This window comes from Vibrio sp. STUT-A11 (assembly GCF_026000435.1).
GTDB lineage: Bacteria > Pseudomonadota > Gammaproteobacteria > Enterobacterales > Vibrionaceae > Vibrio.
In genome coordinates, this window is record NZ_AP026764.1 from 237269 (window position 1) to 262901 (window position 25633).

The 25633-nt window shown below is 46.1% G+C and carries 23 protein-coding genes and 1 pseudogene; 7 read left to right on the top strand and 17 right to left on the bottom strand.

The annotated features are described in order from the left end of the window. Window positions 1–5: 5 nt before the first annotated feature. Window positions 6–623: a glutathione S-transferase family protein gene (locus OO774_RS16785; RefSeq protein ID WP_264907679.1), complete on the top strand. Its 618-nt coding sequence runs from the start codon at window positions 6–8 to the stop codon at window positions 621–623. A 423-nt stretch (window positions 624–1046) separates the two neighbouring features. On the opposite strand, the gene OO774_RS16790 is transcribed toward OO774_RS16785, so the two are convergent. Further along, the gene (locus tag OO774_RS16790) at window positions 1047–1922 is read right to left on the bottom strand and encodes an NAD(P)-dependent oxidoreductase (protein WP_264907680.1); all 876 of its coding nucleotides are present in this window, start codon (window positions 1920–1922) and stop codon (window positions 1047–1049) included. Window positions 1923–2136: 214 nt separating this feature from the next. Between OO774_RS16790 and OO774_RS16795 the strand changes: the two genes are divergently transcribed. Both OO774_RS16795 and azu read left to right on the top strand, forming a co-directional pair. Then, window positions 2137–2787: an HAD family phosphatase gene (locus tag OO774_RS16795; protein ID WP_024372859.1), complete on the top strand. Its 651-nt coding sequence runs from the start codon at window positions 2137–2139 to the stop codon at window positions 2785–2787. Between the two features lie 279 nt (window positions 2788–3066). Further along, entirely contained in the window at window positions 3067–3519 is a 453-nt protein-coding gene (gene azu / locus OO774_RS16800; protein WP_264907682.1) for an azurin, read from the top strand. A gap of 138 nt (window positions 3520–3657) precedes the next feature. Here the strand turns inward: azu and OO774_RS16805 are convergent, their stop codons facing one another. The 6 genes and pseudogenes from OO774_RS16805 to OO774_RS16830 form a co-directional block, all read right to left on the bottom strand. Continuing rightward, entirely contained in the window at window positions 3658–4008 is a 351-nt protein-coding gene (locus OO774_RS16805) for a cupin domain-containing protein (RefSeq protein ID WP_264907684.1), read from the bottom strand. After that, on the bottom strand, window positions 4005–5321 hold the full coding sequence (locus OO774_RS16810) for an FAD-binding oxidoreductase (RefSeq protein ID WP_264907685.1): 1317 nt from the start codon (window positions 5319–5321) through the stop codon (window positions 4005–4007). The genes OO774_RS16805 and OO774_RS16810 overlap by 4 nt, the downstream gene beginning before the upstream one ends. 12 nt (window positions 5322–5333) lie before the next feature. Next, window positions 5334–6608, bottom strand: coding sequence for an FAD-dependent oxidoreductase (locus OO774_RS16815; protein ID WP_264908715.1), 1275 nt, complete (start codon window positions 6606–6608; stop codon window positions 5334–5336). Continuing rightward, window positions 6597–6758: pseudogene (locus tag OO774_RS16820) on the bottom strand (rubredoxin); the annotation flags it as partial. The gene OO774_RS16815 and the pseudogene OO774_RS16820, both read right to left, overlap by 12 nt. 156 nt (window positions 6759–6914) lie before the next feature. Beyond that, window positions 6915–8339: an aldehyde dehydrogenase family protein gene (locus tag OO774_RS16825; RefSeq protein WP_264907687.1), complete on the bottom strand. Its 1425-nt coding sequence runs from the start codon at window positions 8337–8339 to the stop codon at window positions 6915–6917. Window position 8340: 1 nt separating this feature from the next. Further along, entirely contained in the window at window positions 8341–9528 is a 1188-nt protein-coding gene (locus OO774_RS16830) for an aromatic ring-hydroxylating dioxygenase subunit alpha (RefSeq protein ID WP_014234888.1), read from the bottom strand. 321 nt (window positions 9529–9849) lie between these two features. Between OO774_RS16830 and OO774_RS16835 the strand changes: the two genes are divergently transcribed. Continuing rightward, window positions 9850–11586: a BCCT family transporter gene (locus tag OO774_RS16835; RefSeq protein WP_264907690.1), complete on the top strand. Its 1737-nt coding sequence runs from the start codon at window positions 9850–9852 to the stop codon at window positions 11584–11586. 71 nt (window positions 11587–11657) lie between these two features. Here the strand turns inward: OO774_RS16835 and OO774_RS16840 are convergent, their stop codons facing one another. From OO774_RS16840 to hutH, 3 genes are all read right to left on the bottom strand, one after another. Then, window positions 11658–12608, bottom strand: coding sequence for a LysR substrate-binding domain-containing protein (locus OO774_RS16840; RefSeq protein ID WP_264907691.1), 951 nt, complete (start codon window positions 12606–12608; stop codon window positions 11658–11660). Window positions 12609–12853: 245 nt separating this feature from the next. Next, window positions 12854–14866 (bottom strand): urocanate hydratase, encoded by a 2013-nt coding sequence (locus OO774_RS16845; protein ID WP_264907693.1) that lies wholly within the window; start codon window positions 14864–14866, stop codon window positions 12854–12856. A 14-nt stretch (window positions 14867–14880) separates the two neighbouring features. Next, window positions 14881–16374 carry a histidine ammonia-lyase gene (hutH, locus tag OO774_RS16850; RefSeq protein ID WP_264907695.1) on the bottom strand — a complete coding sequence of 498 codons (1494 nt, stop codon included), beginning with the start codon at window positions 16372–16374 and terminating at the stop codon, window positions 14881–14883. 145 nt (window positions 16375–16519) lie between these two features. On the opposite strand from hutH, the gene OO774_RS16855 reads away from it, so the two are divergent. Beyond that, entirely contained in the window at window positions 16520–17422 is a 903-nt protein-coding gene (locus tag OO774_RS16855) for a LysR family transcriptional regulator (protein ID WP_264907696.1), read from the top strand. Window positions 17423–17584: 162 nt separating this feature from the next. Here OO774_RS16855 and OO774_RS16860 read toward each other — a convergent pair whose 3' ends face one another. From OO774_RS16860 to citC, 7 genes are read right to left on the bottom strand one after another with little or no spacing between them, the layout of a single operon-like run. Next, window positions 17585–18415, bottom strand: a complete 831-nt coding sequence (locus OO774_RS16860) for a DUF5718 family protein (RefSeq protein WP_264907698.1) — start codon at window positions 18413–18415, stop codon at window positions 17585–17587. 35 nt (window positions 18416–18450) lie between these two features. Next, the gene (gene citG / locus OO774_RS16865; protein WP_264907700.1) at window positions 18451–19392 is read right to left on the bottom strand and encodes a triphosphoribosyl-dephospho-CoA synthase CitG; all 942 of its coding nucleotides are present in this window, start codon (window positions 19390–19392) and stop codon (window positions 18451–18453) included. Further along, window positions 19376–19915, bottom strand: a complete 540-nt coding sequence (gene citX / locus OO774_RS16870; protein ID WP_264907702.1) for a citrate lyase holo-[acyl-carrier protein] synthase — start codon at window positions 19913–19915, stop codon at window positions 19376–19378. The genes citG and citX overlap by 17 nt, the downstream gene beginning before the upstream one ends. After that, window positions 19912–21381: a citrate lyase subunit alpha gene (gene citF / locus OO774_RS16875; protein ID WP_264908717.1), complete on the bottom strand. Its 1470-nt coding sequence runs from the start codon at window positions 21379–21381 to the stop codon at window positions 19912–19914. The genes citX and citF overlap by 4 nt, the downstream gene beginning before the upstream one ends. A 54-nt stretch (window positions 21382–21435) precedes the next feature. Then, window positions 21436–22311 carry a citrate (pro-3S)-lyase subunit beta gene (gene citE / locus OO774_RS16880; RefSeq protein ID WP_264907704.1) on the bottom strand — a complete coding sequence of 292 codons (876 nt, stop codon included), beginning with the start codon at window positions 22309–22311 and terminating at the stop codon, window positions 21436–21438. Beyond that, a complete protein-coding gene (gene citD, locus OO774_RS16885; protein ID WP_264907706.1) occupies window positions 22308–22604 on the bottom strand; it encodes a citrate lyase acyl carrier protein in 297 nt (98 codons plus the stop codon). Before citD ends, citE begins: the two co-directional genes overlap by 4 nt. Before the next feature lie 34 nt (window positions 22605–22638). Continuing rightward, window positions 22639–23691, bottom strand: a complete 1053-nt coding sequence (gene citC, locus OO774_RS16890) for a [citrate (pro-3S)-lyase] ligase (protein WP_264908718.1) — start codon at window positions 23689–23691, stop codon at window positions 22639–22641. 272 nt (window positions 23692–23963) lie between these two features. Here citC and OO774_RS16895 point away from each other — a divergent pair, with 272 nt between their 5' ends. After that, complete coding sequence (locus tag OO774_RS16895) at window positions 23964–25307, top strand: 2-hydroxycarboxylate transporter family protein (RefSeq protein WP_264907707.1); 1344 nt, start codon at window positions 23964–23966, stop codon at window positions 25305–25307. Between the two features lie 67 nt (window positions 25308–25374). Beyond that, window positions 25375–25629 (top strand): OadG family transporter subunit, encoded by a 255-nt coding sequence (locus OO774_RS16900; protein ID WP_264907709.1) that lies wholly within the window; start codon window positions 25375–25377, stop codon window positions 25627–25629. The last annotated feature ends 4 nt before the right edge of the window (window positions 25630–25633 follow it).

The window sequence follows — 25633 nt, forward strand, 5'->3', positions numbered from 1 at the left end:
AAAGAATGATTAAACTTCACCATCTCAATCAGTCTCGCTCGAAACGCATTATCTGGTTACTCGAAGAGCTTAATGTGAGCTACGAAGTCGTACCGTATACACGTGACAAAGTGACTTTTTTGGCTCCTCCAGAGCTTAAAAGTGTGCATCCACTAGGTAAGTCACCAGTGATCGAAGATGACGGTGAAATCATCATTGAATCAGGCGCAATTACAGAGTATCTGATCGAAAAGTACGGCGATGGTCAACTTACTCCAGAACGCGGAACGAAAGCTCATACGCAGTACTTGCAGTGGATGCACTTTGCTGAAAGTTCGGCGATTTTACCAATATTGCTCAAAGTCTTTGTAAGCAAAGAACCAACTCAAACAGAGTTCTTATCAGGCTATGCAGATAAAGAAACCATGAGTGTTTTGAGTTACTTCGAGCAAGCTTTGGAAGAGAAAACCTATCTGGTCGAGGAACGCTTAACCGGGGCAGACATCATGATGTCTTTCATCGTGGAATTGGTACATAAGTTTGGCATGAGCAAACATTTTCCTAATATTGAAAGTTATGGAAACCAACTTGCCACTCACGAGGGGTTCTCAAAAGCAGAACAGCTCGAAGTCAAATACGCTTAACTTTGGCCTTTTGGTGTAAGCGACACACCCAATAGGCTCATACTCAATCATCACCGAGATGCTTGGTTCACAGAAACGAATTGCCTCACAAAAGCAACGGCTCTCTGAATCAAGCACTCGTTTTTAGCAACTGGCTATCCTTACGCTTCAACATCCATTTCACTCTTAAATTCAAGCAGTTCAACATAGTACTTTTCTGATTTCATCCAGTTCTGGAACATAGTCACCGACTATCAATTCAATAAGTACAATCCGCTTTCCACCAGAATCTATCCATAATAATCTTCCCTACAAGCCCTAAGTTAATACCAATAAAAAGAGGTGCTTTACGCACCTCTAATTCGTAAGGAGATAAGTATGATTAACTTCGACTTCTTTAAGCTCTTCGATACTCAAGAGTTGTTTATCTATTACTAGGGCCTGTTAACCTTTAGCCACGGCTTTAATAAGTACCGAGGTATCCATACGTCCAAGACCGTCAAGCTGTAAGTCAGCGTATTGTTCATCAACCATTTGGGTTAACGGAAGCTGCAAACCAACACGCTCAGCCTCTTTAAGACAGAACCCTAGATCTTTGCGCATCCAGTCAATCGCGAAGCCAAAGTCGAATTTATCTTGCGCCATGGTCTTGGCACGGTTTTCCATTTGCCATGACCCAGCAGCACCATGTTTCAGTGTTTCGACAACTTGTTCAATATCTAAACCAGATTTTTGAGCCAGTAGCAGTGCTTCACTCAAGCCTTGCAGTACGCCGGCAATACAAATTTGATTGACCATTTTGCATCGTTGCCCCTGGCCATTCTCACCCAGCAACGTAATTTGTTTAGCGTAGACATCCATCGCAGGCGCAACCTGTTCAAAGACATTCGAGTCACCGCCACACATGATGGTTAGAACACCATTTTCAGCACCCGCCTGACCACCAGAAACTGGGGCATCGATAAAATGATTACCAACCTTAGTGCAAGCGTCCGCCAGTTCGACAGCCAAATCTGCTGAAGTCGTGGTGTGATCGACTAATACCGCGCCCGGTTTAAGACCAACCAGAAGCCCTTCTTCGCCATAAACCACACTACGAACGTCATCATCATTGCCTACGCAAGTAAATACGATGTCACATCCTTCTGCCGCTTGTGCAGGTGTTTCACAGGCAACACCGTTGTATTCTTCTGCCCACTGGTCAGCTTTCGTTTTTGTGCGGTTGTATACTTTGGTTTCGTAGCCAGCTTTACTCAAATAGCCTGCCATTGGGTAGCCCATTACACCCAAACCAATAAATGCTACACGTTGTTTTTCCATTGCCTGCTTCCCTAATCAACTGAATTTAAATCTTTTGTAACATGCTACTAAAGAATTCTGCTTTTTACTCGTAATTTATCTCTGATTTTCACAAAGGAAACTGCATGCTTGAAGGACAGAATCAATGCTGTAAACACGCGACCAGTTTAAATTGGCGAGAAATAAAGTGTGACTTATGTCAGAATACCCCATCACTCAACAAACCGGCAAAGTAATGAATTATCACGCTGCTATTTTTGATATGGACGGTTTGCTTCTTGATACTGAACGCGTCTGTATGCGCGTGTTCCAAGAGGCCTGCGAAGTACAACAACTTCCTTTTTACACGGAAGTATACCTGTCAATCATCGGACGTAATGCCGCAGGTATTGAAGCCATTTTCCGCAAAGCTTATGGAAATGATCTGGACCGCCTGCATCAAGAATGGCGAACCCGTTACAACGCTGTAGTCAAGCACCAGGCGATTCCTGTAAAAGAGGGAGTCGTAGAGCTGCTAGAATGGCTGAAAGAGCAGAGTTTGCCTATCGCAGTTGCGACGTCGACAGCTAAGGATGTCGCTAAGATCAAACTTGAACTGGCAGGATTGAGCAAATATATCGACAACCTGACGACAGGTTGTGAAGTAAGCAATGGTAAACCTGACCCGGAAATCTACTTACTTGCTGCCAACAGACTGAATGTTGAACCGACTAAGTGCCTGGCTTTTGAAGATTCAAACAATGGTGTGCGTGCTGCTGTCGCCGCTAATATGTCGACTTATCAGATCCCAGATTTGGTAGAGCCATGTGACGAAGTACGCCAATTCGGTCACTCTATCGTCCCTTCGCTACACGATGTGCTGAAAGAATTGAAGCAAACTCGATAACACACCTGCTCTTCACAATAAGCTCAGCCTAATGGTTGAGCTTTTTTCATTTTTCGCTTAATACCAAATCACCTGCTATTTTTTATCTGTCTCTTATTTTGTGCAGTTTCCACTCGCAATGCTTCATGTGATCAATCATAGAGATGAATGAGTATAAGTTTGCAACAAAGTGTCAACGTACCGCTCACAGCACAGTTTTACGCTATTAACTCGTTGATAATGAGAACTATTGGTTCATATGAAACCAGTCAGCCAAAAATATAAAATGGAGAGTGTTATATGTCTTTACGTTTATTAGCAGCAACTTTTGCACTTGTTGGGGTAAGCTTTGGCGCGCAAGCCAGTGCCGAGTGTGAGGTATCACTAGATGCTAACGATATGATGCAATTTTCAGAGAAAACCTTGAGTGTTCCGGCAACGTGTAGTGAAGTCACTTTGACTCTGAACCACACAGGTAAAATGCCAGCACAGTCAATGGGTCACAACGTTGTTATTGCAGATACAGCGAATATTCAGGCAGTTGGTACCGACGGCATGAATGCAGGCGCTGATAATAACTACGTTAAGCCAGATGACGAGCGAGTTTATGCCCACACGGACATCATTGGTGGCGGAGAAAGTACAAGCATCACGTTCAGTACAGAAAAAATGACCGCGGGCGGTGACTACTCATTCTTCTGCTCATTCCCTGGTCACTGGGCAGTCATGCAAGGCAAATTTGAATTCAAATAAAAACCTTGTGCCCTAGAATGATGTAAAGATTTAAGGGAAGCTCAGGTCAGGCTTCCCTTTTTAATCGAGACTCAATGCTAGTTCTCAGTTTAGCAGCCTAAAAACATGAAAAGTCATGCCTACAAACCTCTGCTCGTCTTACTCAATGCCGTGCAGTTCCTTCCAGTTTCCCGGGTGTACCACATAACCAAATAACGCGTGTCCGCCATAAACTAACTCGGTACCTTCAGGAATCCAAAGCATCTGTCCGGGGCGAACAAAATGGGTTTCTCCATTTGCGGTCAGTTCAAAACACCCTTCTATGACGAAAACCACTTCATCATAAAGTACCGTCCACGCAACTTCTGCGCCTTCCCACTTAGCAAAACCAACACCAATATTTGGTGAAATCTCCGCGCTGAGCGCTCTTGCTACATAAGCCATGCCAGGAGTATCACCGCGCACGTTGAAGTCGAGTGTTTTGCTATCAACGAGTTTTACTTGCTTCATAATTCACTCCGGCTTTGCCACTTAGCTAATTGAATACGACTCCTCACTCCCATACCCAAAAACGGCTCTGGCGGATTCAGGCTAGGCATACCGGTTACTTGTTGTATGTCATCCAACGATTTGGAGGTTGCCCCCACGGCATAGTCCGCAAGCAAAGTGCCGGATACGGTTCCCCATGCAGCTCCAACGCCGTTATCGCAAGCACTGGCGTAAACACCTTGGTCTAGTTGACCAAAAAAATTGGTGAAGTTACGAGAGATGGCATAAACGCCGCCCCATGTGTGAGTAAACGGTACATCAGCAAGTTCTGGATAACGGGCCAAGAACACTTGACGATGATCTTCTTGAATACTCTGCCTCATTTTGTCACTGACACTTGAGCCATACTTAGGTACGTGTTTGTAAGTATTACGAATCAGTATTCGGCGATCCGCTGTCATACGCAGCGTCGTCCCAGCATGGTCAGCCGGAGTCAGCCCCCAGTTCAGTTCACCACCATAACGCTGCATTTCGGCGTCCGTCAGAGGACGTGTCCAGCTCGCGAACGTCATCACCGGAAGCAGTCGATTTTTCAGGTAGCCAAACTCTCGAGTAAAAATGCTGGTTCCTAGTAACAATTCTGGTGTGCGAACTGAACCTTTATCGCCATGCAACACCCAATTGTCATTCTCTTTACTCAGGCGGCGAATAGGAGAGTTTTCTAGCACTTCTACGTTATCAGGCAAGCTCTCACCCAAGCCGTGAACTAGTGCTGCTGGCTGCATTAAATAGCCACCTGGAGTGTAAATGGCTCGGCTGTAGTAATTTGTACCGAGTACTTTTGCAAGTTCTGCTCGATCCACGTGGAAATACGGTTCGCCCAAGTCTTTCATCAAGTGCTCAAAGTGATCGAGATAAGCCTCGCCCCTTTCTCCAACCGCGCCCTGATATTTACCTTTTGCTGACCACTGGCAATCAATATTGTATTTGCTGATCAAACAATCTAATTGACCGATCGCAGAACGGTTTAACGCCAGTAACTTCTGCTTGTGAGCTGGGTCCGGATGCTCTAGAGAAAACTTATGCGGTAAGTCGATAACAAAGCCAGAATTTCTCCCGGAGGCTCCCTGACCTATGCGCTGCGCATCAATCAAGAGAATTCGTGCATCAGGTTCATGCTCAGCTAAACGTCTCGCGATCGCAAGACCCGCAAACCCAGCGCCCAATACCACGTAATCTGCATTTATATTCCCTTGCAACGAAGGTTTTGCTGGCGTTTTGGGTAGCGCATGATACCAGCCACATGTTGCATCATCGTTTGGTAAATGAATCATTATCGGCCTCCGTTACGCCGCAGATTGTTTTAGTGATAATTGTTCGAGCCAAGGCGAGCGCAGAGACTGGACTTTTCGACCTAGCAGTGCAAATCCAATCATCGAACCTTCCACCGAGTAACACGCTGCTGTTAATTCCTCACCCTGCTTTTCTATGTGCCACTGTCCTTGTGCATTAGGTGCGACAGGGAAGATGGTCAACGGAAGAATCGGTGTTTTCACAATCACTGGTGTTGGCGTTAACGCGATAGGCGTCATTTCACCCAATAGGCTCTTCGCCAGAGACGGAATCATTTGGTTGATAGGCGCAATATACGGCTGCCAGCCTTGTTCGGTTTCAACACAGTCCCCTAACGAGTAAATGTTTTCATCACTTGTCTGGGCAAATTGGTTTACTTTAATGCCGCGGCCAATTTCCAGCCCTGCTTGCTCAGCCAGAGAAACATTAGGTTTAAGCCCCACAGCACTAAGGACCAAGTCCGCGGTGATCTTTTTCCCGCTCGTCAGGTGGAGTTCCGCGCTGGTGTCAGCCATTGGCTCAATTTTCGCAATGCTGTCTTGCAGTAACCACTGTACGCCACGTTCGCTTAGTGCATTTTGTAGTGATTCGCCCAACTGCTGTGGGATCAGGCGCTCCATTGGCCACTGCCCTAAACCAATGACACTGACTTCAAAACCACTTTCAATCAGGTCGTTAGCAAACTCACAGCCAATTAAGCCATCACCCAGAATAGCAATGCGCTTTTTACCTTGAAGTTGAGATCTAAAGCGACGGTAATCGACCAGATCATTGACGCTAACCACGTACGAACGGTCACCTTCAATAGGAATTTCGATCGGTGATGCTCCCGTCGCTAGCACCAGGCGGCTATAACGGTACTGACCAATCGATGTGTGTAATGTTGAGTTAGCGCGATCAATATGCTCGACACGGGTATGTGGGTAAACTCGAATATTTAAACGATGCTCCCACTCCAATGCACTTTCCGTTTGCAGTGCATCACTATTTTTACCCATGGCCAGAGCATTCGAAAGCGCTGGTTTACTGTACAGAGCACCATCGTCACAGGTAAAGACGGTAATCGGAACATTGGCAGACTGAGCTCGAAGCGCCGAAGCCAACTGATAGCCACTATGTCCACTGCCAATAATGACAATAGGATCCGTCGAAAAGACAGGCTGGCTCACTGAAGGAGGAAGTGGTTGATCCAATGGCGTTGAATCCGTACCCGACAAAACAGGCACAACCACCTCTTCTTCAATCACATCACCCGTGATTTCAATCATTTCGAAATCAGCCTTTCCAACCAAGCAATCTGGGCATAACCAATCATCCGGCACATCTTCCCATGCCGTTCCTGGTGCAATCCCATCAGCAGGCCAACCTTGGGCTTCATCGTAAATTAAGCCGCAAATAATACAGAGCCACTTTTTCATCACTTTTTCTCCAACTACCTTGTTCCAATTTCCCGTGCGTGTTCACTACTTACTCATAGAAAAGTGAAAGTTTCATCGCACTCACACCATCTTGTGGTCTGAAATCCAAGAAGGTGTGAGGCGAAGAAATCAGTTACACGTAGGCTAAGCGTCGCTCTATTGCTGCAAACGAATAGCAATGTTGCGCGTATGGACATAGCTATAAATCGCTTCTTGCCCTTTTTCTCGTCCAAAACCGGACAGCCCAACACCGCCAAATGGGGTTTCTATGCCACCAGCAAACCACTCGTTAATGAACACTTGTCCGCCACGTAGCTGTTGAGCAACGCGCAAGGTTTGGTTCATGCTCTCACCAAATACACCAGCAACTAAGCCAAACTCTGTACCATTGGCCATTGCCACAGCTTCTTGCTCGGTTTCAAATGGCATGACCACCAGTACAGGACCAAACACTTCTTCCTGCGCAATACGCATGTCTGGAGTGGCTTCAATGACTGTCGGCGCGACAAAGTAGCCAGACAAATCCGGTGCATAACCACCTGTAAGGATGTTCGCGCCATCTGCTCGTGCTTGCTCGATCATTTCCAGCACTCGTGCTTGCTGATCAGCAGAAACCAACGGTGTGATATCAGGCTGGCTTTCGCCTTGACCAATTGAAAGTCCTTCAGCCATTGATACCACTGCGGCTTTCACTTCTTCATAACGGTCTTTGTCAACCAGCAATCGAGACATAGCCGAACAAACCTGACCGGCATTAAAGTAGATACCGACCTGGACGCTTTTCAGTAGTAAGTCCAGATTGACATCTTTCAGTGCGATAGCCGCCGATTTACCACCCAGTTCCATTACCGATGGCGTTGCTCTGTGCGCCGAATCTTTTAGAATTCGCTGGCCAGTTGGAACCGAACCAGTAAAGACGATTTGGTCGACCTCCTGGTGCTGCACTAAGTGACTACCAATCACTGAGCCTTTACCACAAAGCAAGTTGATGGTGCCTTTCGGAAAACCGGCTTTTTCGATGGCTTTAATCAGTAAGGTCATTGCCAGTGGTGAAATCTCTGGCGATTTAATCACTACTGCGTTACCGGCAGCTAAAGCGGGCGCGAGCGAACGCGCACAAATGGATACCGGAAAATTCCAAGGCACTATCTGTACACTTACGCCAAACGGCACATATTGCGTAAAGTCGACATAATCTTTCCCCAGTGGGATTGAAGTGCCTTCTAGTTTGTCCGCCATGCCTGCGTAGTATTCGAAATAACGTGCCGATTCGATGAACTCATCTTTTGCGTCTTGTAATGATTTGCCATTTTCACGACATGCCACTAATCCGCCTTCATCGACCATTTCACGAATAGCCGCCGCAGCTTTTAGCATCCACTCAGTTCTTACTGCTGGACGAACATCCGACAGGAGCCCTTGATTCACAACTCGACGAGCTGCTGCCATTGCACGATCAGCGTCTGCGATATTCGCTTCAGCTATCGTCGCGTACGGCTCCGCTGTACCTGGGTTGATAACCGTGAGGGTTTGCTCTGAGTCACACCACTCACCATCAATGTAATTTAGGTAATGAGTCATACTACTGCTCCATTGCCGACTTAACTTGTTTTGCTAACCATGTTTGGAAGAAGTGCGTTGGAACATCCATTTCTGGAGAAAATACACCGCCACCAAACCCTGGTGAGTGACGACCTTGCTGCATACCTTCAACAGCACCGATGTCCTCACCGAATACCACACGCCAAGATTCAACCGTGGCAGTACGGCAAGCTGCAAATTCGTCTTTGGTTGCTTCGTCACCGACATAGAAAACACGTAGATGCTCAATGCTTTTACCAGCGCTGATTGGTTCAATCATCATCGCAAACGCGTGATCAGCCTGAATTCCTAACAACACGTTCGGGAATAGTGCAACGTATTCTGCATGGCGAAGTTTGTCTTCTGGCCAGCTAGGGAACTTCGGCAAATGTGTACCAGCGGTATCCGACAGGTTGTAAGCAAGACTACCTTGGCCTGCAAATCGCTCTTCAAACATGATGTTGTAGTGATCTTCCAGGCGCGAGTAGCTGTTCAAGCTCGGGTGAACCCAAGGCAAATGGTAGGCTTCACAGTAGTTTTCAACTGCCAGCTTCCAGTTACTGTTAACTTCGATCTCTAGATTGCCGCCCATGTTCACACGGCGCAAAAGGCCCATACCGTCTTCGCCTAAAAATGGCTTCCAACGTTCCTCTAGCGGTGCGATATGTTCTTCAAAGCTTGGCGCATCACCTGAAAGGTTTACGAACACCATGTCCATCCAAATTGCTGAACGCAGTGGCTTCAACCCGTGCTTTTCGCACTTGAAGCGGTCATCTTTGTGCTGTGCGATACCGCCAATATGCGGCGTACCTTTTAGGTTACCGTCTAGATCGTAAGTCCATGAGTGGTAAGGACAACGAATCATGCCCTGCACTTCACCCGCTTCATGTACTAGCTTCATGCCACGGTGACTACACACATTATGAAAGACCTGAACTTCACCCTGACGATTTCTCATCATTAACAGCGGTAGGTTCATGAAGTCTATCGGCATCACGTAACCGTCTTTAAGAAGGTCAGAGGCAAAACCAATACATACCCACGTGTTACCAAATACCTGATCACGTTCAAACGTAAAGTAGTCTTCATTTATGTAGGCATCGTTTGGCATCCCAGTCGCTTCACTGATTGGGTTAAGAACCTTATCGACGAGTTCAACAGGAATTAGGGTTTGGTTGACATTGCTCATATTCTTATCTCCGAAAGTCGAGTTGCATCCATTGCGGACAACATCGTGTTGTGTCAATGGAGCCGATTCTGATTAACAAACCAGCAACAAACAAACGACTTTTTTGGAGGGTATGGATGAGTTTTTATCATTCATGCATTGATCTGGGACAAGCATGCATCTTTAAAAATTGCACAAATATTAATGGCATGACTAAAAATCATTAATTGATGAGTATTAATCAGTTGAAACAACGCATAGCTCTCTCTAATCTCCCAGAAAAATTAACAATAAAACAACAAACGATAACACTGCATACAAAAAACACTGTGAGGGACGCCTATGAGAGCAACAACAGGGATACTAAAAGGACTCAATCCGACTGTGACGATCGCATCTAAGATCATCGTCATCGGTTTTGTACTTTTCTGCGCCATTCTAGCTAACCAAGCGGGTCAATATTTCGAATCTATTTCCGGTATTCTGTTGCAGAATATGAAATGGTTTTATATCGGACTCGTTTCTTTAGTCGTCGGTTTTCTGCTCTATTTAATGATTAGCCGCTATGGGCATATTCGATTAGGTAAGGACGACGAAAAGCCCGAGTTCAGTTACCTGTCATGGGTATCCATGCTGTTTTCTGGCGGTATGGGGATTGGTTTGATCTTCTGGTCAGTCGCTGAACCAATGTGGCACTACGCGGACAACCCGTTCACACAGGGTTTAACTAATGAAGCTGCCACAACATCGATGAAACTGACTTTCTTCCATTGGGGATTACACCCTTGGTCAGTTTTTATTATTGTTGCGCTTGCTCTGGCCTACTTTTCTTACCGTAAAGATCTGCCGTTTACCTTACGATCTATTCTGTACCCCCTTATTGGCAACCGTATTTATGGTCCAATCGGCCACACTGTCGATATTCTTACTGTCGCAGTCACGGCCTTTGGTATCTCCCAGACACTTGGTATGGGCGTGATTCAAATCAACTCGGGGCTAAATCAAACATTTGGTTTAGATATCGGGTTAGGCACTCAACTGATCATTATCGTTTCTTTATGTACCTGTGCGGTTGCCTCAGTTCTTTCTGGCGTCGGTAAAGGGATTCGTCGCCTTTCTGAATGGAATATGTTGCTATCTTTGCTGCTGGTGATTGTTGTACTTTACATTGGCCCAACACGCTACATTCTGAACACACTTTTAGAGAGCACCGGTCTTTACGTGCAAAATATTGTTGGTATGAGCTTATGGAGTGACGCCCAAAATGACTCAGGCTGGCAAAACTGGTGGACAGCGTACTACTGGCCATGGTGGATGACTTGGGCGCCATTTGTTGGCATGTTCATCGCGCGAATTTCTAAAGGAAGAACGATTCGTGAACTGATAGGTGGTGCTTTAATCGTACCAACACTAATCACTTTCTTATGGATTTCTGTTTTCGGTGGTGCCGCACTAAAAGTTGAGCAAGATGCTCGCGTAGCGTATGAAACTCAAGTGGTTGCAGCTCAAGAAGCTGGCCAAACGCCACCAGACGCATTTACGGGCGGAATCATTCTCGAAGCAACTAAAGCGGATACCACTCGCGCATTATTTACGTTGTTCGATAACCTAGATACCGGTGTGTTTGGCAAAACACTGAGTGTATTAGCGTGTTTGCTGCTGGGTACCTATTTCATTACCTCCGCTGACTCAGGAACTTTGGTTCTTTGTACCTTAGATGCGGCGGGTGATAGCGAACCTCCCAAATCCATTCGAGTACTTTGGGGAATAATGATCGCCGCGATAGCTGGTGTACTGCTGTACGCAGGAGGACTGAAAGCAATGCAAACTGCGTCAATCATCGCTGGCTTTCCAATCGCTATTTTTATTGCGGTAATGAGTTTAACTTTATTCCATAGTATTCGACGTGAGCCGAAGCCTTGGGCGATGTTGCCAGAACACGTCCACCCGGAAGAGGCCAAGCTTGATGGACCAGTAGAGCCACTTGTAGAAAGTAAGACGGCGATTCAGCAAACCATAACCGCTGATTCAACAGCTGCTAAAAATCCAACGCTTGATCAAAACCCAGCGCTAACGTAAACAAAACAGAATAAAAATATATCAGCGGGAGTGCTTAGCTCCCGCTTTTTTGTATCTACGACTTTTTACATCTAGGAAATGGTCGATTCGACCGTTTCTGCTAACCCGCGATCACCGACTTCATCCGGTAATTGCTGCAACAACCAACCGCGAAAGCGTTTCACACTCGCAGGGATTAAACCTCTGTCTTTAGGCTCCAACATACAGAAATTCGATGGTGTTGACAGAACATGCTCGACAGGCCGAACCAACGCACCACTTTGCAAATAATCATCAACTAATGAGCCCCAAGCTAACGCTATACCCTGACCATTAATTGCTGCTTGTAACAACATAGGGTAGTTATTAATGTTCATTCGGTTCCGAGGGACAATATTCGGTAAATCTACGCTTGCAAACCACTCTTCCCAATTTACCCAGTCCCTTTGCGACTCTTCGAGATAAAGCAGCGTTTTATTAAAAATCTCTTCAGCCTCAGTCGGTTGACCAATCTTTTCTAAATACAGTGGGCTGCAAACCGGAAAAACTTCTTCAGAGAAAAGTGTCGTCACTTCCATTTCGGCGGGTGGTGTTTTGCAGTAAAACAGTGCGATATCGCAATCTAGGCGTCTTAAATCCAGTACGTTATCAGACGCCAGAATTCGTATATCGATATCATCATGTTCATTTTGAAACTCCGCCACTTTTGGCAATAGCCATAGGGCAGCCATTGCATTGGTCGTAGCGACGGTAATTTTCTGCTCCCCTTGCCACTTTTTCACTTCTCCGGTGATCTGCGCAATATCGAGCAAAGACTGACTTATCGACTGATAATACTGCAAGCCTGTCGGCGTTAGGTTGATACTGCGATTGGCACGAGTGAACATCGCTTTACCTAAGTAATCTTCCAATTGTCTAATTTGACGGCTGATTGCGCCTTGAGTCACATTCAGCTCGTCAGCTGCGAGCGTAAAGCTTAAATGTCGAGCCGACGCTTCAAACGCAACTAGGCTGTTTAAAGGTGGGAGGGGGTTGATTTTCATGTTTCTTCCAGTATGGCAGCATTGTAATTATTGTTATTCCCGGCAATCTTCTGTTGCACGTGGATAACCGCCATTGTGGACAACCATCGTCAAACGACAATTTATAAATAATAAAAAAGAGAGATGAATCATAAATTGCCTTTTCTTCGGGGAGAAATATAGCGCGCCGTTGTATTTTTTAACCACGAAAGGCAGCGAAATTCGCTGCCTTTTTGGTTGTTTCGATTCAGCCCTGTGTGGGTTACTTAGAAAGACAAGTTATCGATAATGTCATCGTCAACTTGGTTCGCTAACGTCACCTTAAGCTTCGGTGTTCTTTCCATTTCACGTTGAATCGCAAATTTAGCTTCTTTGTTACGTGCCCAGCTACGACGTGCGATACCGTTGTTAACATCGAACAATAGCATAGACTTCAATCGGCGCTCAGCGCTGTCACTGCCGTCAAGCAACATACCAAAGCCGCCATTGATCACTTCACCCCAGCCTACGCCGCCGCCGTTGTGGATAGAAACCCAAGTCGCGCCACGGAAACCATCACCGATTACGTTGTGAATTGCCATGTCAGCAGTAAAGCGGCTGCCATCATAGATGTTCGACGTTTCACGGAACGGTGAATCAGTACCACTTACATCGTGGTGGTCACGACCAAGTACCACTGGACCGATTTCGCCGCGATTGATCGCATCGTTAAATGCTTTCGCGATTTCCATACGACCTTGCGCATCCGCGTAAAGAATACGAGCTTGTGAGCCTACAACCATTTTGTTCTGTTTCGCATCTTTGATCCAAGTGATGTTGTCTTGCATCTGCTGCTGAATTTCTTCTGGTGACTCTTGCATAATCTTGCTTAGCACTTCCGCAGCAATCGCATCGGTTCTGTCTAGATCTTCTGGTTTACCTGAAGTACAAACCCAACGAAATGGACCAAAACCGTAGTCAAAACACATAGGACCAAGAATGTCCTGCACGTATGAAGGGTATTTGAAGTCGATGCCGTTTTCAGCCATCACATCGCCACCAGCGCGAGAAGCTTCAAGCAAGAAGGCATTACCGTAGTCAAAGAAGTAAGTGCCACGAGCTGTGTGTTTGTTTACTGCATCAGCATGACGCTTCAGAGTCTCTTGTACTTTTACCTTGAACACTTCAGGCTCTTCACGGATTAGACGGTTAGATTCTTCGTAGCTGATATCAACCGGGTAGTAACCGCCTGACCAAGGGTTATGTAGTGACGTCTGGTCTGAACCCAGGTGGACGAAGATTTCCTTCTCATAGAAAGCTTCCCATACATCAACCACGTTACCGATAAAGGCAATCGACACCACTTCTTCATTAGACTGAGCGTGACGAACACGCTCAACCAATGCGTCCATGTTGTCGACCAACTCATCAACCCAACCTTGTTCGTGACGCTTAATCGCCGCTTTCGGGTTCACTTCTGCACATACTGTAATACAGTTTGCGATGTTACCTGCTTTAGGCTGCGCACCGCTCATACCGCCAAGACCTGCTGTCAGGAAGATCTTACCTTGCGGGCTTTGACCTTTTTCCAAAACCTTGCGGAACGCGTTCATTACCGTGATAGTGGTGCCGTGTACGATACCCTGAGGACCGATGTACATGAACGAGCCAGCCGTCATTTGGCCATATTGAGTTACGCCTAGTGCGTTGAATTTTTCCCAGTCATCTGGCTTCGAGTAGTTCGGGATCATCATGCCATTAGTAACAACAACACGTGGTGCCTCTTCAGACGACGGGAACAGACCCATAGGGTGACCAGAGTACAAGTGCAACGTCTGGTCGCTTTCCATTTCACTCAGGTATTTCATGGTCAGCAGGTACTGTGCCCAGTTCTGGAATACCGCACCGTTACCACCGTAAGTGATAAGCTCTTCTGGATGCTGCGCAACAGCAGGATCTAAATTGTTGTCGATCATCAGCATGATGGCCGCTGCCTGCTCACACTTGGCTGGATAATCTGAAATAGAGCGCGCTTTCATGTTGTAACTTGGCTTGAAGCGGTACATGTAAATACGACCGAAATCTTTCAGCTCTTGAGCAAACTCCGCTGCCAATTCCTGATGCCACTCTTTCGGGAAGTAACGCAATGCATTACGAATAGCCAGTTGCTTTTCTTCAGGGCTCAGAATGTCTTTACGCTTTGGCGCGCGGTTTACGCCTTCCGGATAAGGCTTTGCTTCCGGCAGTGTACTAGGGAGTCCTTGCTTAATCTGGTCTTGAAAATTTAATACTGTTTCCATTTTGTGCGTCTCCCTTAGTTCACATTAAATGCTTGTGTTTTAACCAGTGTAATCATCGCATCGATATCAGGCTTAAGCAGGCGATCTTCTTCTAGCTTGGCAACTTTCTCACGAATAATCTGGAAGTTTTCTTCGATCAGATCTGAACATTTGTGCGGACGTCTGAACTCTATCGCCTGTGCAGCGTACATCAGCTCGATGCCAAAAATCTTTTCCAAATTACCTAAGATTTGGTTCAGTTTTCGACCTGAAATACTACCCATAGAAACGTGATCTTCCTGACCCATTGAGGTCGGCACGCTGTCAGCAGACGGTGGGAAACAGAGTGATTTGTTTTCAGTAACCAGCGCAGCTGTCGCGTATTGCGGAATCATCATGCCCGAGTTAAGACCACCAGATGAGGTCAATAGACGCGGTAGACCGTGTAAGCCCTCGAGAAGTAGGTAACAACGACGGTCTGCAATGTTGCCCAGCTCCGCTGCTGCGATTGAAGCGTAATCCAATACCATCGCCAGAGGTTGACCATGGAAGCTACCACCTGAAATTGCTTCTTCAGAACTGATAACAATAGGGTTATCAGTTACAGAGTTCATTTCGATTTCAGCCAGCTCTTTTAAGTGGTTATAGGCGTTACGAGAAGCACCATGCACTTGCGGAATACAACGCAGTGAATATGGGTCCTGCACGCGAACACAATCAGCATGAGAAGCCATGTTTTCTGAACCTTGGAAGAAGCGTCTCATTCGAGCCGCGACTTCAATGTTACCCGCGAACGCACGCGTCAGGTGAAGCTCTTCTCTGAATGGCGAGCCACTGCCTTGCATGCCCTCAATGCTCATCGCGCCAGCCAGGTCAGCCAGATCCAGCAGGTAACGCATTTTTGTTAGCGCGGTAATCGCATGAGACAGAATAAATTGTGTGCCGTTGATCAGTGCCAAACCTTCTTTAGCATGCAGCTCAAGAGGCTCTAGGCCGTTTTCACGAAGTGCTTCCGCTGCAGGAACAATGCGGTCTCCCTGCCAGAATTCCCCTTCACCAATCAGTGGTAAAAACAGGTGAGAAAGAGGCGCTAAGTCGCCTGATGCGCCAACAGAACCTTGCTCCGGAACCACAGGGATAAGGTCTAGTTCGATAAACGCCAACATACGCTGAACCACTTCTAGGCGAATGCCCGAGTAGCCCTGACTTAACGCATGCACCTTAGTAATCAGCATCAGTTTTGAGATTGGTTTAGCAATTGGCTCACCAACACCAACCGCATGGGTAATCAGGAGGTTTTTTTGTAGTAGATGCGTTTCTTCAGGTGAGATTTGCGTATCACATAGAGGACCGAAACCAGTATTGATGCCGTACACCGCCTTATCAGAAGCTGCAATGATGTCTACATTACGACGACTTGCATTGATCTTATCCAGCGCTTCTTCACACAGTTCAGCTTTCATACTGCCGTCAGCAATTCCATTTACGATATCTAGGTTTAGTCGGTCTACACCATATCTAAACGTCATTTTGTTCTCCTAACAGACGATATTTTGCTATCACGTTACTTATGGACCTATGCTAGCTTGCTCTGGATGTTTTATAAAAGCATAATGTTCGTAGTTCATTCCGACTTTATCGAACTAAAAGGTCAACATAGAAAGAGGTCACTCCATGCAGGTTCAAGATGTCGATTTACGTATGCTGAGGATATTCGTTGCTATCGTCGAATGCGGTGGTTTATCAGCTGCAGAATCCCGCCTAAACATTGGGCGTTCAACCATTAGCTCACATTTGTCTGATTTGGAGTTACGTCTTGGACTTAATCTGTGTAAACGTGGTCGAAGCGGTTTTGAGGTAACGGAGGCAGGGCATGTGACTTATCAGGCATCTCTGGAATTACTTCAGCAGTGTGAAGCTTTTGCTGCGACCGTCGCAAGTTCGAAAAATGAACTCTCGGGTCGAGCAACGATTGCCATGATTGACACCTTAGTCAACGATCCGCGCTGCCGCGTGGCAGAGGTAGTGTCATCATTAAAAAGCCGAAGCAACAACCTACAGTTCGACATTAACGTCTGTGAGGCGCGCGAAGTTGAAACGTCCGTAGCCAATGGTCGCTCGCTGGTCGGGATCGGCGTCAGTCGCCACCAATTAAGGGGGCTCGACTATTATCCGCTGCATAACGAAACGAACTATTTGTATTGCGGTAAAGGCCACCCGCTGTTCGACTGTAAGCCTTCTGAAATCAAGACACTTTTACAACAAGCAGAAGTGATCACCAGTAACTATATGCGAGATAAGGAAACTCGCAACGATGCGCTGAATTACCAAAATAGCGCTACCGCCTATCACGATGAGGGAATTGCTCATCTCATTTTATCCGGCTCGTTTATCGGTTACCTGCCCGAGCACTACGCCAGCAATTGGGTCGACAAGGGGTTGTTTAAACCTATCCTGCCGGAAAAATACACCTATCAAATTCCGGTCATGCTAATCACGTTAAAAAACAACTCGGCTTCACCATTGGCTAAAGCGCTGATTTCAGAAATAAAGCGCTGTCACGGGACTAATTCATAATCAGGGAACATCGAATTTAACGTTAAAATAACCAGCACAATTTGCTATTACTCTAGCTGGAAAAAGAAAAGCCTAACATTCGCATATTAATGTTGCGGATGTTAGGCAAAATACAGTGAAGACCAACGTCAACACTGCCCTACAAATATCATGTAAAACGTGTTAGAACACGGTTTGTACCACCGCTGAAATACCCTGTTTTTGAAGATCATTCGCGGTCGCCAACTGACGAATTGTCTGAGGGGTATAACTGCGCTGATCATAAACCACGACCATGCTCACATCGCCACGTTCTAAAAAGTTAGATTCACCATAAGGCGTGTAGCGCGTCGCACCTAGCGCCAACAACACCTGCGACGGGTGGTTGGCTTCAGCAATCATCTGCTTGATATTTTCTTTAGGCCCTATGTCTTGCTGCTGGTTCATCTGCTCACTAATCCAATGAAGCAAGGTCTCGTAGAAATAGGTGTACCCAGAGATTTCGCAATCTTCACCATACAGTTCAAACGCTTCGCCGCGCTGGTGAAAGCTTGCAATCCGATATTGATCAATCTCTCCGCCACGAGAAAAACCGCTAATCGGCAACATGGTTTTGGCAATGCCCTTTGACGCTGTTCCCCAGTTCTTTTTCTCACTGATCTTATTAGCGTCTGGACGGCGAATGGAGCAATCGTTAAAGGCACCAAATGCTTGAGGTAGTAAATCAACGACGTGATTATTCTGATCATAGATGACATCGCACAACAGCCCCACTTCTGGTTCAATTTGTAAATTATCGACATCCAGAGGCAATTGAATTGCATCATGACTGAGCGGGAAATTAGTTAAGAATGAGCTGCTCTCAGCAGGCACGTAAATAGGAAACAGTGCTTGCGGCATGGCAAGGTCTGCCCCTTCAATCTGGGCAAAATCCGCCGCCTCTCCCGCTTGCTGTAGGTGGCCGGCAAAATTGCCAGCAATGCCGAGCACAAGAACATCTGTATACATTTCCATGAAAGTGAATTCCTTATTTTTCCACTGTTGTCGATTTAACGGCTGTGTTTATTGAGCTGATTTAACTGCGCTAAAAGCCAGGTCATTGCTAACAAGTCTGCGCTCCCCCCGGGGCTCAGGCGTCGCTCAGTAAACTGCTGATTGAGCTCAATAAGCTCTTGTTCTAGTTGAGGATGGTCACTGCCGCCTTTTTGCAAAAGTTGCCAAGCTGCATTTTGTACGAAACGCAGTCCATGCATGCCACCACGAGAGACCACATTGGTGTCCTGGTTGTTCGCCATTAAAACCAGCAAAGTTTGCCACAATGCGTGTTCAGTGGTTTTTCCTTTGGCGATCGCCTGCTCGTAAGCTGGAAGGCTAAACTGGGTAATAGTGGCTAAGCCAGATGCGGCTTCTCCGCGAGCGCCAGTCAAGCCATATTGTTGGTAGAGCGTTTCACCATGGGTCTCGGCAGTACGATTTGAACGTTTCAGTTCATCAATCACTAACGTTGCGCAACAACGTTTGATTACCTGGCTAACATGAATCGAATCAAGCGTTAAGCCTTTGCCTTTCAACCAGCCAATGGCGCCGCATATCAGCCCAAGACTGAAGATCATTCCTTTATGCGTGTTGACCCCTTCAGTGGCTTTAAACATCGCCTGCTCCGCCTGGACACCAATAGGCCTTAATACCGATAGTAAGCTGTCAGCCATAAACGAACGATGTTCAAAACCGGCACTCAAAAAGTCATGAATAAAAGGCTTAATAGCTTCAGCGCTGCGTTCAAAAAGGCGCACATCCATATCATTGTGGGCGCCATTGTCGAGCAAATCCACTAACCCCGGTTTCGGCGTCAAGTGCACTTCCACCAGCATCGCATGATAAGCCAGCTCAGATACCAATTTGAACAGGTCAACACGGACTGAGCGATCAGCCTGAACAGGTGTACTGCAAAAGTGCTCAGTGCCCACTAAAAGATTAAGCGCTGTATTCATGTTCTCTTACCATTTGATCGATGACGGAAGTCAGTTCAGAGAGCGTGTGACGATGACTGCGTCCACAGACAACAGCATCTTGCTCGCAGATTAGGCATTTACGACGCGGCATTTGTTTCCCTTTGCGCGATATAATTTTGCCGTCTTCGCCTATTACGTCGAGATCCATCAACCTACCCAGCGGGTGACATGACTCAATTCTAATCATCAACTTTTTGAGTACTGATGCGCTGACCGCTTTCACCGCAAAGACCCCTTCTGGGCCAGTATTTAAAGTCAGTAACTGGCGCGCTGCTATGTCACAGCCGTGTTGCTTACAAGCCAGGCTAATGGCCTCCACCCCTTGTTCAAACACTTTGTGTGAACTTGGGGTTAATTTGTATGGGCCGGGAATATTGACAGTAAAGGAGATGAGAGGCGATGAGTGGCGGCTAAGCCACTCATGTTGTCGTTTCATTCGAGCCTCTTTACTCTCCAATACTTCGTCAAGCCCAACCGCGTGTGCTTGGCGATCAAAGGTCATTGTTTTACTCTCCTAATCACATCAATCACAGAACCATCACGGTAGCGAACATAACCCACAATTTGCTCTTCAAATTCAATCGGCACTGGTTCACCCGTTAAAGTCATGGCGCGCTGATAAAGATCTTCAATCTCTACCAGTTCTACACCTTTGCTTTCTAACTGCTCACGTACATCCGCACGTTTTGGATTCACCGCCACACCGTGATCGGTCACCAACACATCCACTGATTCACCCGGCGTTACTGTATTAAGTACGCGACTCACCACAGTTGGAATTCGTCCGCGAACAAGTGGCGCAACGACAATCGCTAGACTTGCGCCTGCGGCGGTATCACAGTGGCCGCCAGAAGCTCCGCGAATGACACCATCAGAACCAGAGATTACGTTGACGTTAAATTGAGTATCAATTTCTAACGCACTAAGAATCACAATATCCAAGCGGTCAACTACCGCACCTTTTGAGGATGGATTCGCGTATTCGTTAGCGGAAATCTCAATATGATTTGGGTTGCGCGCTAATGAGTCCGCCGCACCCGCATCAAAACATTGCACATCCAGTAAATGTTTAATCAGACCTTTTTCGTGCATCGCTACCATAGTTGAGGTGATGCCACCTAACGCAAACTCAGCTGTAATGCCTTGTTTCACCATTTCATTTTCTAAAAAGCGAGTGACCGCTAACGACGCACCACCAGATCCGGTTTGTAGGTTAAAGCCTTGTTTGAAATAAGGTGTGTTGATGATGACATCCGCCGCTCGCTTGGCGATCAGAAGTTCACGTGGATTGCTGGTAAGGCGCGTTTCACCGCCACCAATTTTGGCTGGGTCACCCACTTCAGAGACTTTCACTACCGCATCTACATAATCTTGCGTGATAGACGCAGGATGGTTGGGATAAGGTGCTAAACTTTCAGTTAGCATGATCACATGTTTTGCATGCTGAGCATCCACTTTGGCATAACCTAGCGATCCGCAGCGAGATTGACCATGAATGCCATTGGCGTTGCCAAATTCATCACAACAAGGAACACCGATAAAGGCGACATCAATGTTCAGCTCACCACTTTGTACCAGGTGAACACGGCCGCCGTGGGAATGAATATGCACAGGTTCTTGCAATAATCCGTTCGAAATCGCCTCGCCCAGTTCGCCGCGAATGCCCGAGGTATAAAGCTTACTCACCACACCATTACGAATGTGCTCAACGATAGGCGAATGGACGCTGGTTAGTGAACTCGGCGCTAACGTTAAGTTTTTAAAACCCATGTTAGCGATCGTTTCCATCACCATATTGATGACTTTATCCCCACCACGAAATGAGTGGTGGAAAGAGATGGTCATCCCATCTTGTAGACCTGAGTTGCAGATCGCTTGCTCAAGGTCCGTTTTCATTTTGCGACCCGTTTTTGCGTTCGCATCAGCCAGATAAGGCGTGGTACGGTTGGCACCACCAAATGCGGTCAGTGATGACGAGTGAGGAAGGTCTAGATTAAATTCAAATTCTGCCATGATACTGCCTTACTGTTTGATACCTGATTCTGCTTTTTGAAGAGTCCAGCGCGCGCGCTCAATGATTGGACTATCGACCATTTTGCCGTTAAGGGACACCACACCGAGACCTTGCTCTTCGGCTTCTTTCGCGGCTTCAATCACGCGAATGGCGTAGTCCACTTCTTTCTGCGTTGGGGCAAATACGTTATGGATTATTTCGATTTGGCGTGGGTTAATCAACGACTTGCCATCAAAGCCTAGTTGCTTGATGTGCTCGGCTTCACGTAAGAACCCTTCCTCGTTATTGGCATCAGAATAAACCGTATCAAACGCCATAATTCCAGCCGAACGAGCCGCCTGCAGAATCGAACAACGGGCAAACAAAAGCTCAGTGCCTTCAGGAGAGCGCTGGGTGCGCAAGTCACGTACATAATCTTCAGCACCAAGCGCAATACCGATCAGACGCGGACAACAATGTGCGATATCTACAGCGTTATTAACCCCGTTAGCCGACTCAATGGCTGCCATCATTTTGGTACTGCCTACTGCTCGACCGCATTGACGCTCAATCTCTGTGATATGACGTTCCATCTCCAGCACATCTTCAGCGTTGTCGGTTTTAGGTAGACGTACCACGTCAGCACCACCGCGAACTACCGCATTAAGATCATTAAGGCCGTGCTCAGAGTCGAGAGGATTGACGCGAACCACAGTCTCAACATCTTTATAAAACGGGTGTTGCAGCGCATGAAACACCAACATTCTTGCGGTGTCTTTTTCGCGAATAGAGACGGAATCTTCCAAGTCAAACATGATGGCATCTGGCTTGTAGATAAAAGTGTTGCTCAGCATGGCGGCGTTAGCGCCAGGAACAAACAGCATGCTGCGACGTAATTGACTCATGATAGTGCTCCCCATTCAATATTTTTATTCTCGGCAGCGCGCATTACTGCTGCTTGGACTCGAGCTTTAATCACACAATCCAAGGCACCTTTGTCTTCAATCTCAAGCTGGGCAGATTCCACGCCCATACTACTGAGCACTTCACGAACCAAACTTTCAATAGCAGCACCGAACTGCTTCTGCACCGAACTGTCTAGAGCAATATCAATCACACCTTCAGGGTTAGGCTCAATACGAACTTGCAGATCACTGGACTCCAGTGTGCCTGCAAAAGCGGGCTGTATAATTTTCATTCAATAAACCTTTACACGTTAATTTATTAGGCAGCTAAGCAGCCGCAAACTCACCCGAGCGCACCGCTGTAAACAACTGATGACTCTGGATGTAATCGATGGATGTCTGTGGTAGCAGCGAAGCGAGCTGTTTAAGCTGCCCTTGCTTAAGTAGCGAACGTACCGTTGAAGCGGATATAGGTTGGTGATGGACGGTTTTACGTTCAAATTCAATCACCTCAACCGATGGCCACTTCAAGTCGTCCGTGGTCAGCCAATGTTTCATTTGTTGGTTGTAATGGCTAGTGACCACACACTCTGGCTCACTACCCACGTAACGACGGGTAATGCCCAAAGCTGGCGCAATGAAATGACGAAATAGTTGCAAGTCGATGGCGGTATGACAGTAATTAATCAAGCCTTGGGACTTAATAAAGTAAGTCGGAAATGTTGCACGTGAAATAATATAACTAGAACCTGGGTGCACCGTTATATTCTTAATATGTCTAATGCCGTTTTTAATCATTTCAAACCTGTCGTGATAAGAAAATTCACTTCCTTCTTCTTTAACCACAATTAAATGTAACCAATCACAATCTTTTGCTGCTTGCTCAATTAAATATTGATGACCTAAAGTAAATGGATTCGCATTAATAACTATTCCACCAACTTTATTACCATCAACTTTTAATCGATTTAATTTTCGACAATAGTTTCTTAAACGATACTGACTATTTTCTAAAAGAACTAAATTCCCATCTACTTTTGCAATAGGAAAGAAACCAGATTGACGAAATAATTTAACATTCTGTGGTTTAGTAAATAGGAATAATTCATATCTTCCCATTTCATAAGCCATGGATGTTAGTTCGGTCATGAGTTTCAATGAAAACCCAGTACCATGCAGTTGATCAACGATAGCAATTGACTTGAGAATATTTCCGGCAATCCCGCCGCAGGCCACAATCTCCTCGCCTGAATACGCGACAATAAAGCGCTCTACATCCGTGTCGATACCAAGATTAAAGCGTTGCAAGAACGCAGCTATATCAGCCCACTTGTTCAGATTTCTAGCACTAACCCTGCTTAATGTATAAGTGTCTAACATCTTATTCATCCCCTTATCTCGACACATAAATAGTGAGCGAATAAACGTTAGAAAATGATGATCGAAGTCGACTATTTTTTGCGACTAAAAAATCTTTATGAATTTAATGTTTTTTATTACCTAACCATTTGAAATATAAAATAAATTAATAGTTAAAAACTTTAAATTCATAAGTGTATTTTTAAGCCACAACATTAAATGATCACTCTCACAGTTAAGAGAAGGAATTATGAATAAGTTATAAATGAAACATCAACAATGGAATATTTAAGATGAACGAAAAAACACTAATTATAAATGAAGGGCAAAGCTCTGGCTTAGCGATGTTATCGCAAGTTAGAATTTTTGGCCTACCATTACCTCTCTACAGCATCTTATTCATGGTTATTTTGATCGCGCATGTCACTGACACTATCCCAGATAATATTGTGGGTGGTTTTGGTTTTATGTTCGTGGTTGGAGCCTTATTTGGTGAATTAGGGAATCGTCTACCAATCTTCAACAAATATATCGGCGGTGCGCCTGTCATGATTTTTTTGGTCGCCGCTTGGTTTGTTCATGCTGGTTTATTAACGGATAAAGAAATATCAACAGTCACCGATGTCATGAAAAGTACTGACTTCCTCGACTTGTTTATTGCCGTATTGATTACGGGCTCGATCCTTGCCGTAAACCGTAAACTTTTGCTCAAATCCCTTGTCGGCTACATTCCAACGATTTTAGCTGCCGTAGCTGGCGCTTCAGTTCTTGGGATTTTGGGTGGTTTGATTTTCGGAATTTCTGTTAAAGAAATCATGATGTTATATGTTTTACCTATCATGGGTGGCGGTAACGGTGCTGGCGCGATTCCTCTATCAGAGATCTATGAATCCGTCACAGGTGGATCTAAAGAGCAGTACTACTCAGTCGCTATCGCGATTTTAACCATAGCCAACATCGTCGCGATTGTGGCAGCAGCGGTACTCAATGGTATCGGTGAAAGAATGCCATCACTGACAGGTAATGGCGAGTTACTACGTAAGTCTAACTTCAGCGTTGACGAGCAACAAGAAGCCAAAATCACCCCGCGTGAAATCGCAATTGGCCTCATGCTGGCAGCCTGTGTATATACGTTTGCTGCTGCACTATCAAAAGAAATTTTGCCCGGCTTTGGGGATGTGAAAATTCACACCTTTGCTTACATGGTGATTTTAGTGGCCATCATTAATGCCTGTGGCTTGTGCTCTGAGGAGATCAAAGAAGGCGCTAAACGTCTCTCTTCATTCTTCTCCAAACAGCTGCTTTGGGTACTGATGGTCGGCGTAGGTATCGCGTATACCGACCTTGGCGAAATCATCAACGCGCTGAACTTCACGAATCTGGTTATCGCTTCACTTATCGTTGTGGGCGCCATTATTGGTGCATCTATTGGTGGCTGGGTGATGGGCTTCTACCCTATTGAATCATCCATTACTGCTGGCCTTTGTATGGCAAACCGCGGTGGTTCTGGTGACCTAGAAGTACTTGCCGCTTCAAACCGCATGTCTTTGCTTTCTTATGCGCAAATCTCCTCACGTCTTGGTGGCGGTCTGGTACTGATTATTGCCAGTGTCGTATTTGGCGTACTTGGCGGTTAATCACAATCTTGTTTCATTGGGAGCAAACGGGTGACCTTTGCTCCCCCACTTATTTTTGGGAGCGCTTATGCAGTCAAATCTATTTTCCGAAGGACTCAACCTGATGACATTAGGCATGGGGTTTGTGTTCATTTTTCTCGTCTTTTTGGTGTTCGCCGTCACCGCCATGTCCAACTTGATCGCACGTTGGTTCCCAGAGCCTGAACCTAAACCGGCAACAAAAAGTGTTATCCCCCCACCTTCTGCACAACATGAAAATCAGTTAGTTGCAGTGCTGGCGGCGGCTATTCACCACAAAAGAATTCAACAAAACTCGCTGTAGAAGG

Coding starts and splice junctions, on each gene's coding strand:
- OO774_RS16785 (WP_264907679.1), top strand. CDS start 6: ATGATTAAACTTCACCATCTCAATCAGTCTCGCTCGAAACGCATTATC.
- OO774_RS16790 (WP_264907680.1), bottom strand. CDS start 1,922: ATGGAAAAACAACGTGTAGCATTTATTGGTTTGGGTGTAATGGGCTAC.
- OO774_RS16795 (WP_024372859.1), top strand. CDS start 2,137: ATGAATTATCACGCTGCTATTTTTGATATGGACGGTTTGCTTCTTGAT.
- azu (WP_264907682.1), top strand. CDS start 3,067: ATGTCTTTACGTTTATTAGCAGCAACTTTTGCACTTGTTGGGGTAAGC.
- OO774_RS16805 (WP_264907684.1), bottom strand. CDS start 4,008: ATGAAGCAAGTAAAACTCGTTGATAGCAAAACACTCGACTTCAACGTG.
- OO774_RS16810 (WP_264907685.1), bottom strand. CDS start 5,321: ATGATTCATTTACCAAACGATGATGCAACATGTGGCTGGTATCATGCG.
- OO774_RS16815 (WP_264908715.1), bottom strand. CDS start 6,608: ATGATTGAAATCACGGGTGATGTGATTGAAGAAGAGGTGGTTGTGCCT.
- OO774_RS16825 (WP_264907687.1), bottom strand. CDS start 8,339: ATGACTCATTACCTAAATTACATTGATGGTGAGTGGTGTGACTCAGAG.
- OO774_RS16830 (WP_014234888.1), bottom strand. CDS start 9,528: ATGAGCAATGTCAACCAAACCCTAATTCCTGTTGAACTCGTCGATAAG.
- OO774_RS16835 (WP_264907690.1), top strand. CDS start 9,850: ATGAGAGCAACAACAGGGATACTAAAAGGACTCAATCCGACTGTGACG.
- OO774_RS16840 (WP_264907691.1), bottom strand. CDS start 12,608: ATGAAAATCAACCCCCTCCCACCTTTAAACAGCCTAGTTGCGTTTGAA.
- OO774_RS16845 (WP_264907693.1), bottom strand. CDS start 14,866: ATGGAAACAGTATTAAATTTTCAAGACCAGATTAAGCAAGGACTCCCT.
- hutH (WP_264907695.1), bottom strand. CDS start 16,374: ATGACGTTTAGATATGGTGTAGACCGACTAAACCTAGATATCGTAAAT.
- OO774_RS16855 (WP_264907696.1), top strand. CDS start 16,520: ATGCAGGTTCAAGATGTCGATTTACGTATGCTGAGGATATTCGTTGCT.
- OO774_RS16860 (WP_264907698.1), bottom strand. CDS start 18,415: ATGGAAATGTATACAGATGTTCTTGTGCTCGGCATTGCTGGCAATTTT.
- citG (WP_264907700.1), bottom strand. CDS start 19,392: ATGAATACAGCGCTTAATCTTTTAGTGGGCACTGAGCACTTTTGCAGT.
- citX (WP_264907702.1), bottom strand. CDS start 19,915: ATGACCTTTGATCGCCAAGCACACGCGGTTGGGCTTGACGAAGTATTG.
- citE (WP_264907704.1), bottom strand. CDS start 22,311: ATGAGTCAATTACGTCGCAGCATGCTGTTTGTTCCTGGCGCTAACGCC.
- citD (WP_264907706.1), bottom strand. CDS start 22,604: ATGAAAATTATACAGCCCGCTTTTGCAGGCACACTGGAGTCCAGTGAT.
- citC (WP_264908718.1), bottom strand. CDS start 23,691: ATGTTAGACACTTATACATTAAGCAGGGTTAGTGCTAGAAATCTGAAC.
- OO774_RS16895 (WP_264907707.1), top strand. CDS start 23,964: ATGAACGAAAAAACACTAATTATAAATGAAGGGCAAAGCTCTGGCTTA.
- OO774_RS16900 (WP_264907709.1), top strand. CDS start 25,375: ATGCAGTCAAATCTATTTTCCGAAGGACTCAACCTGATGACATTAGGC.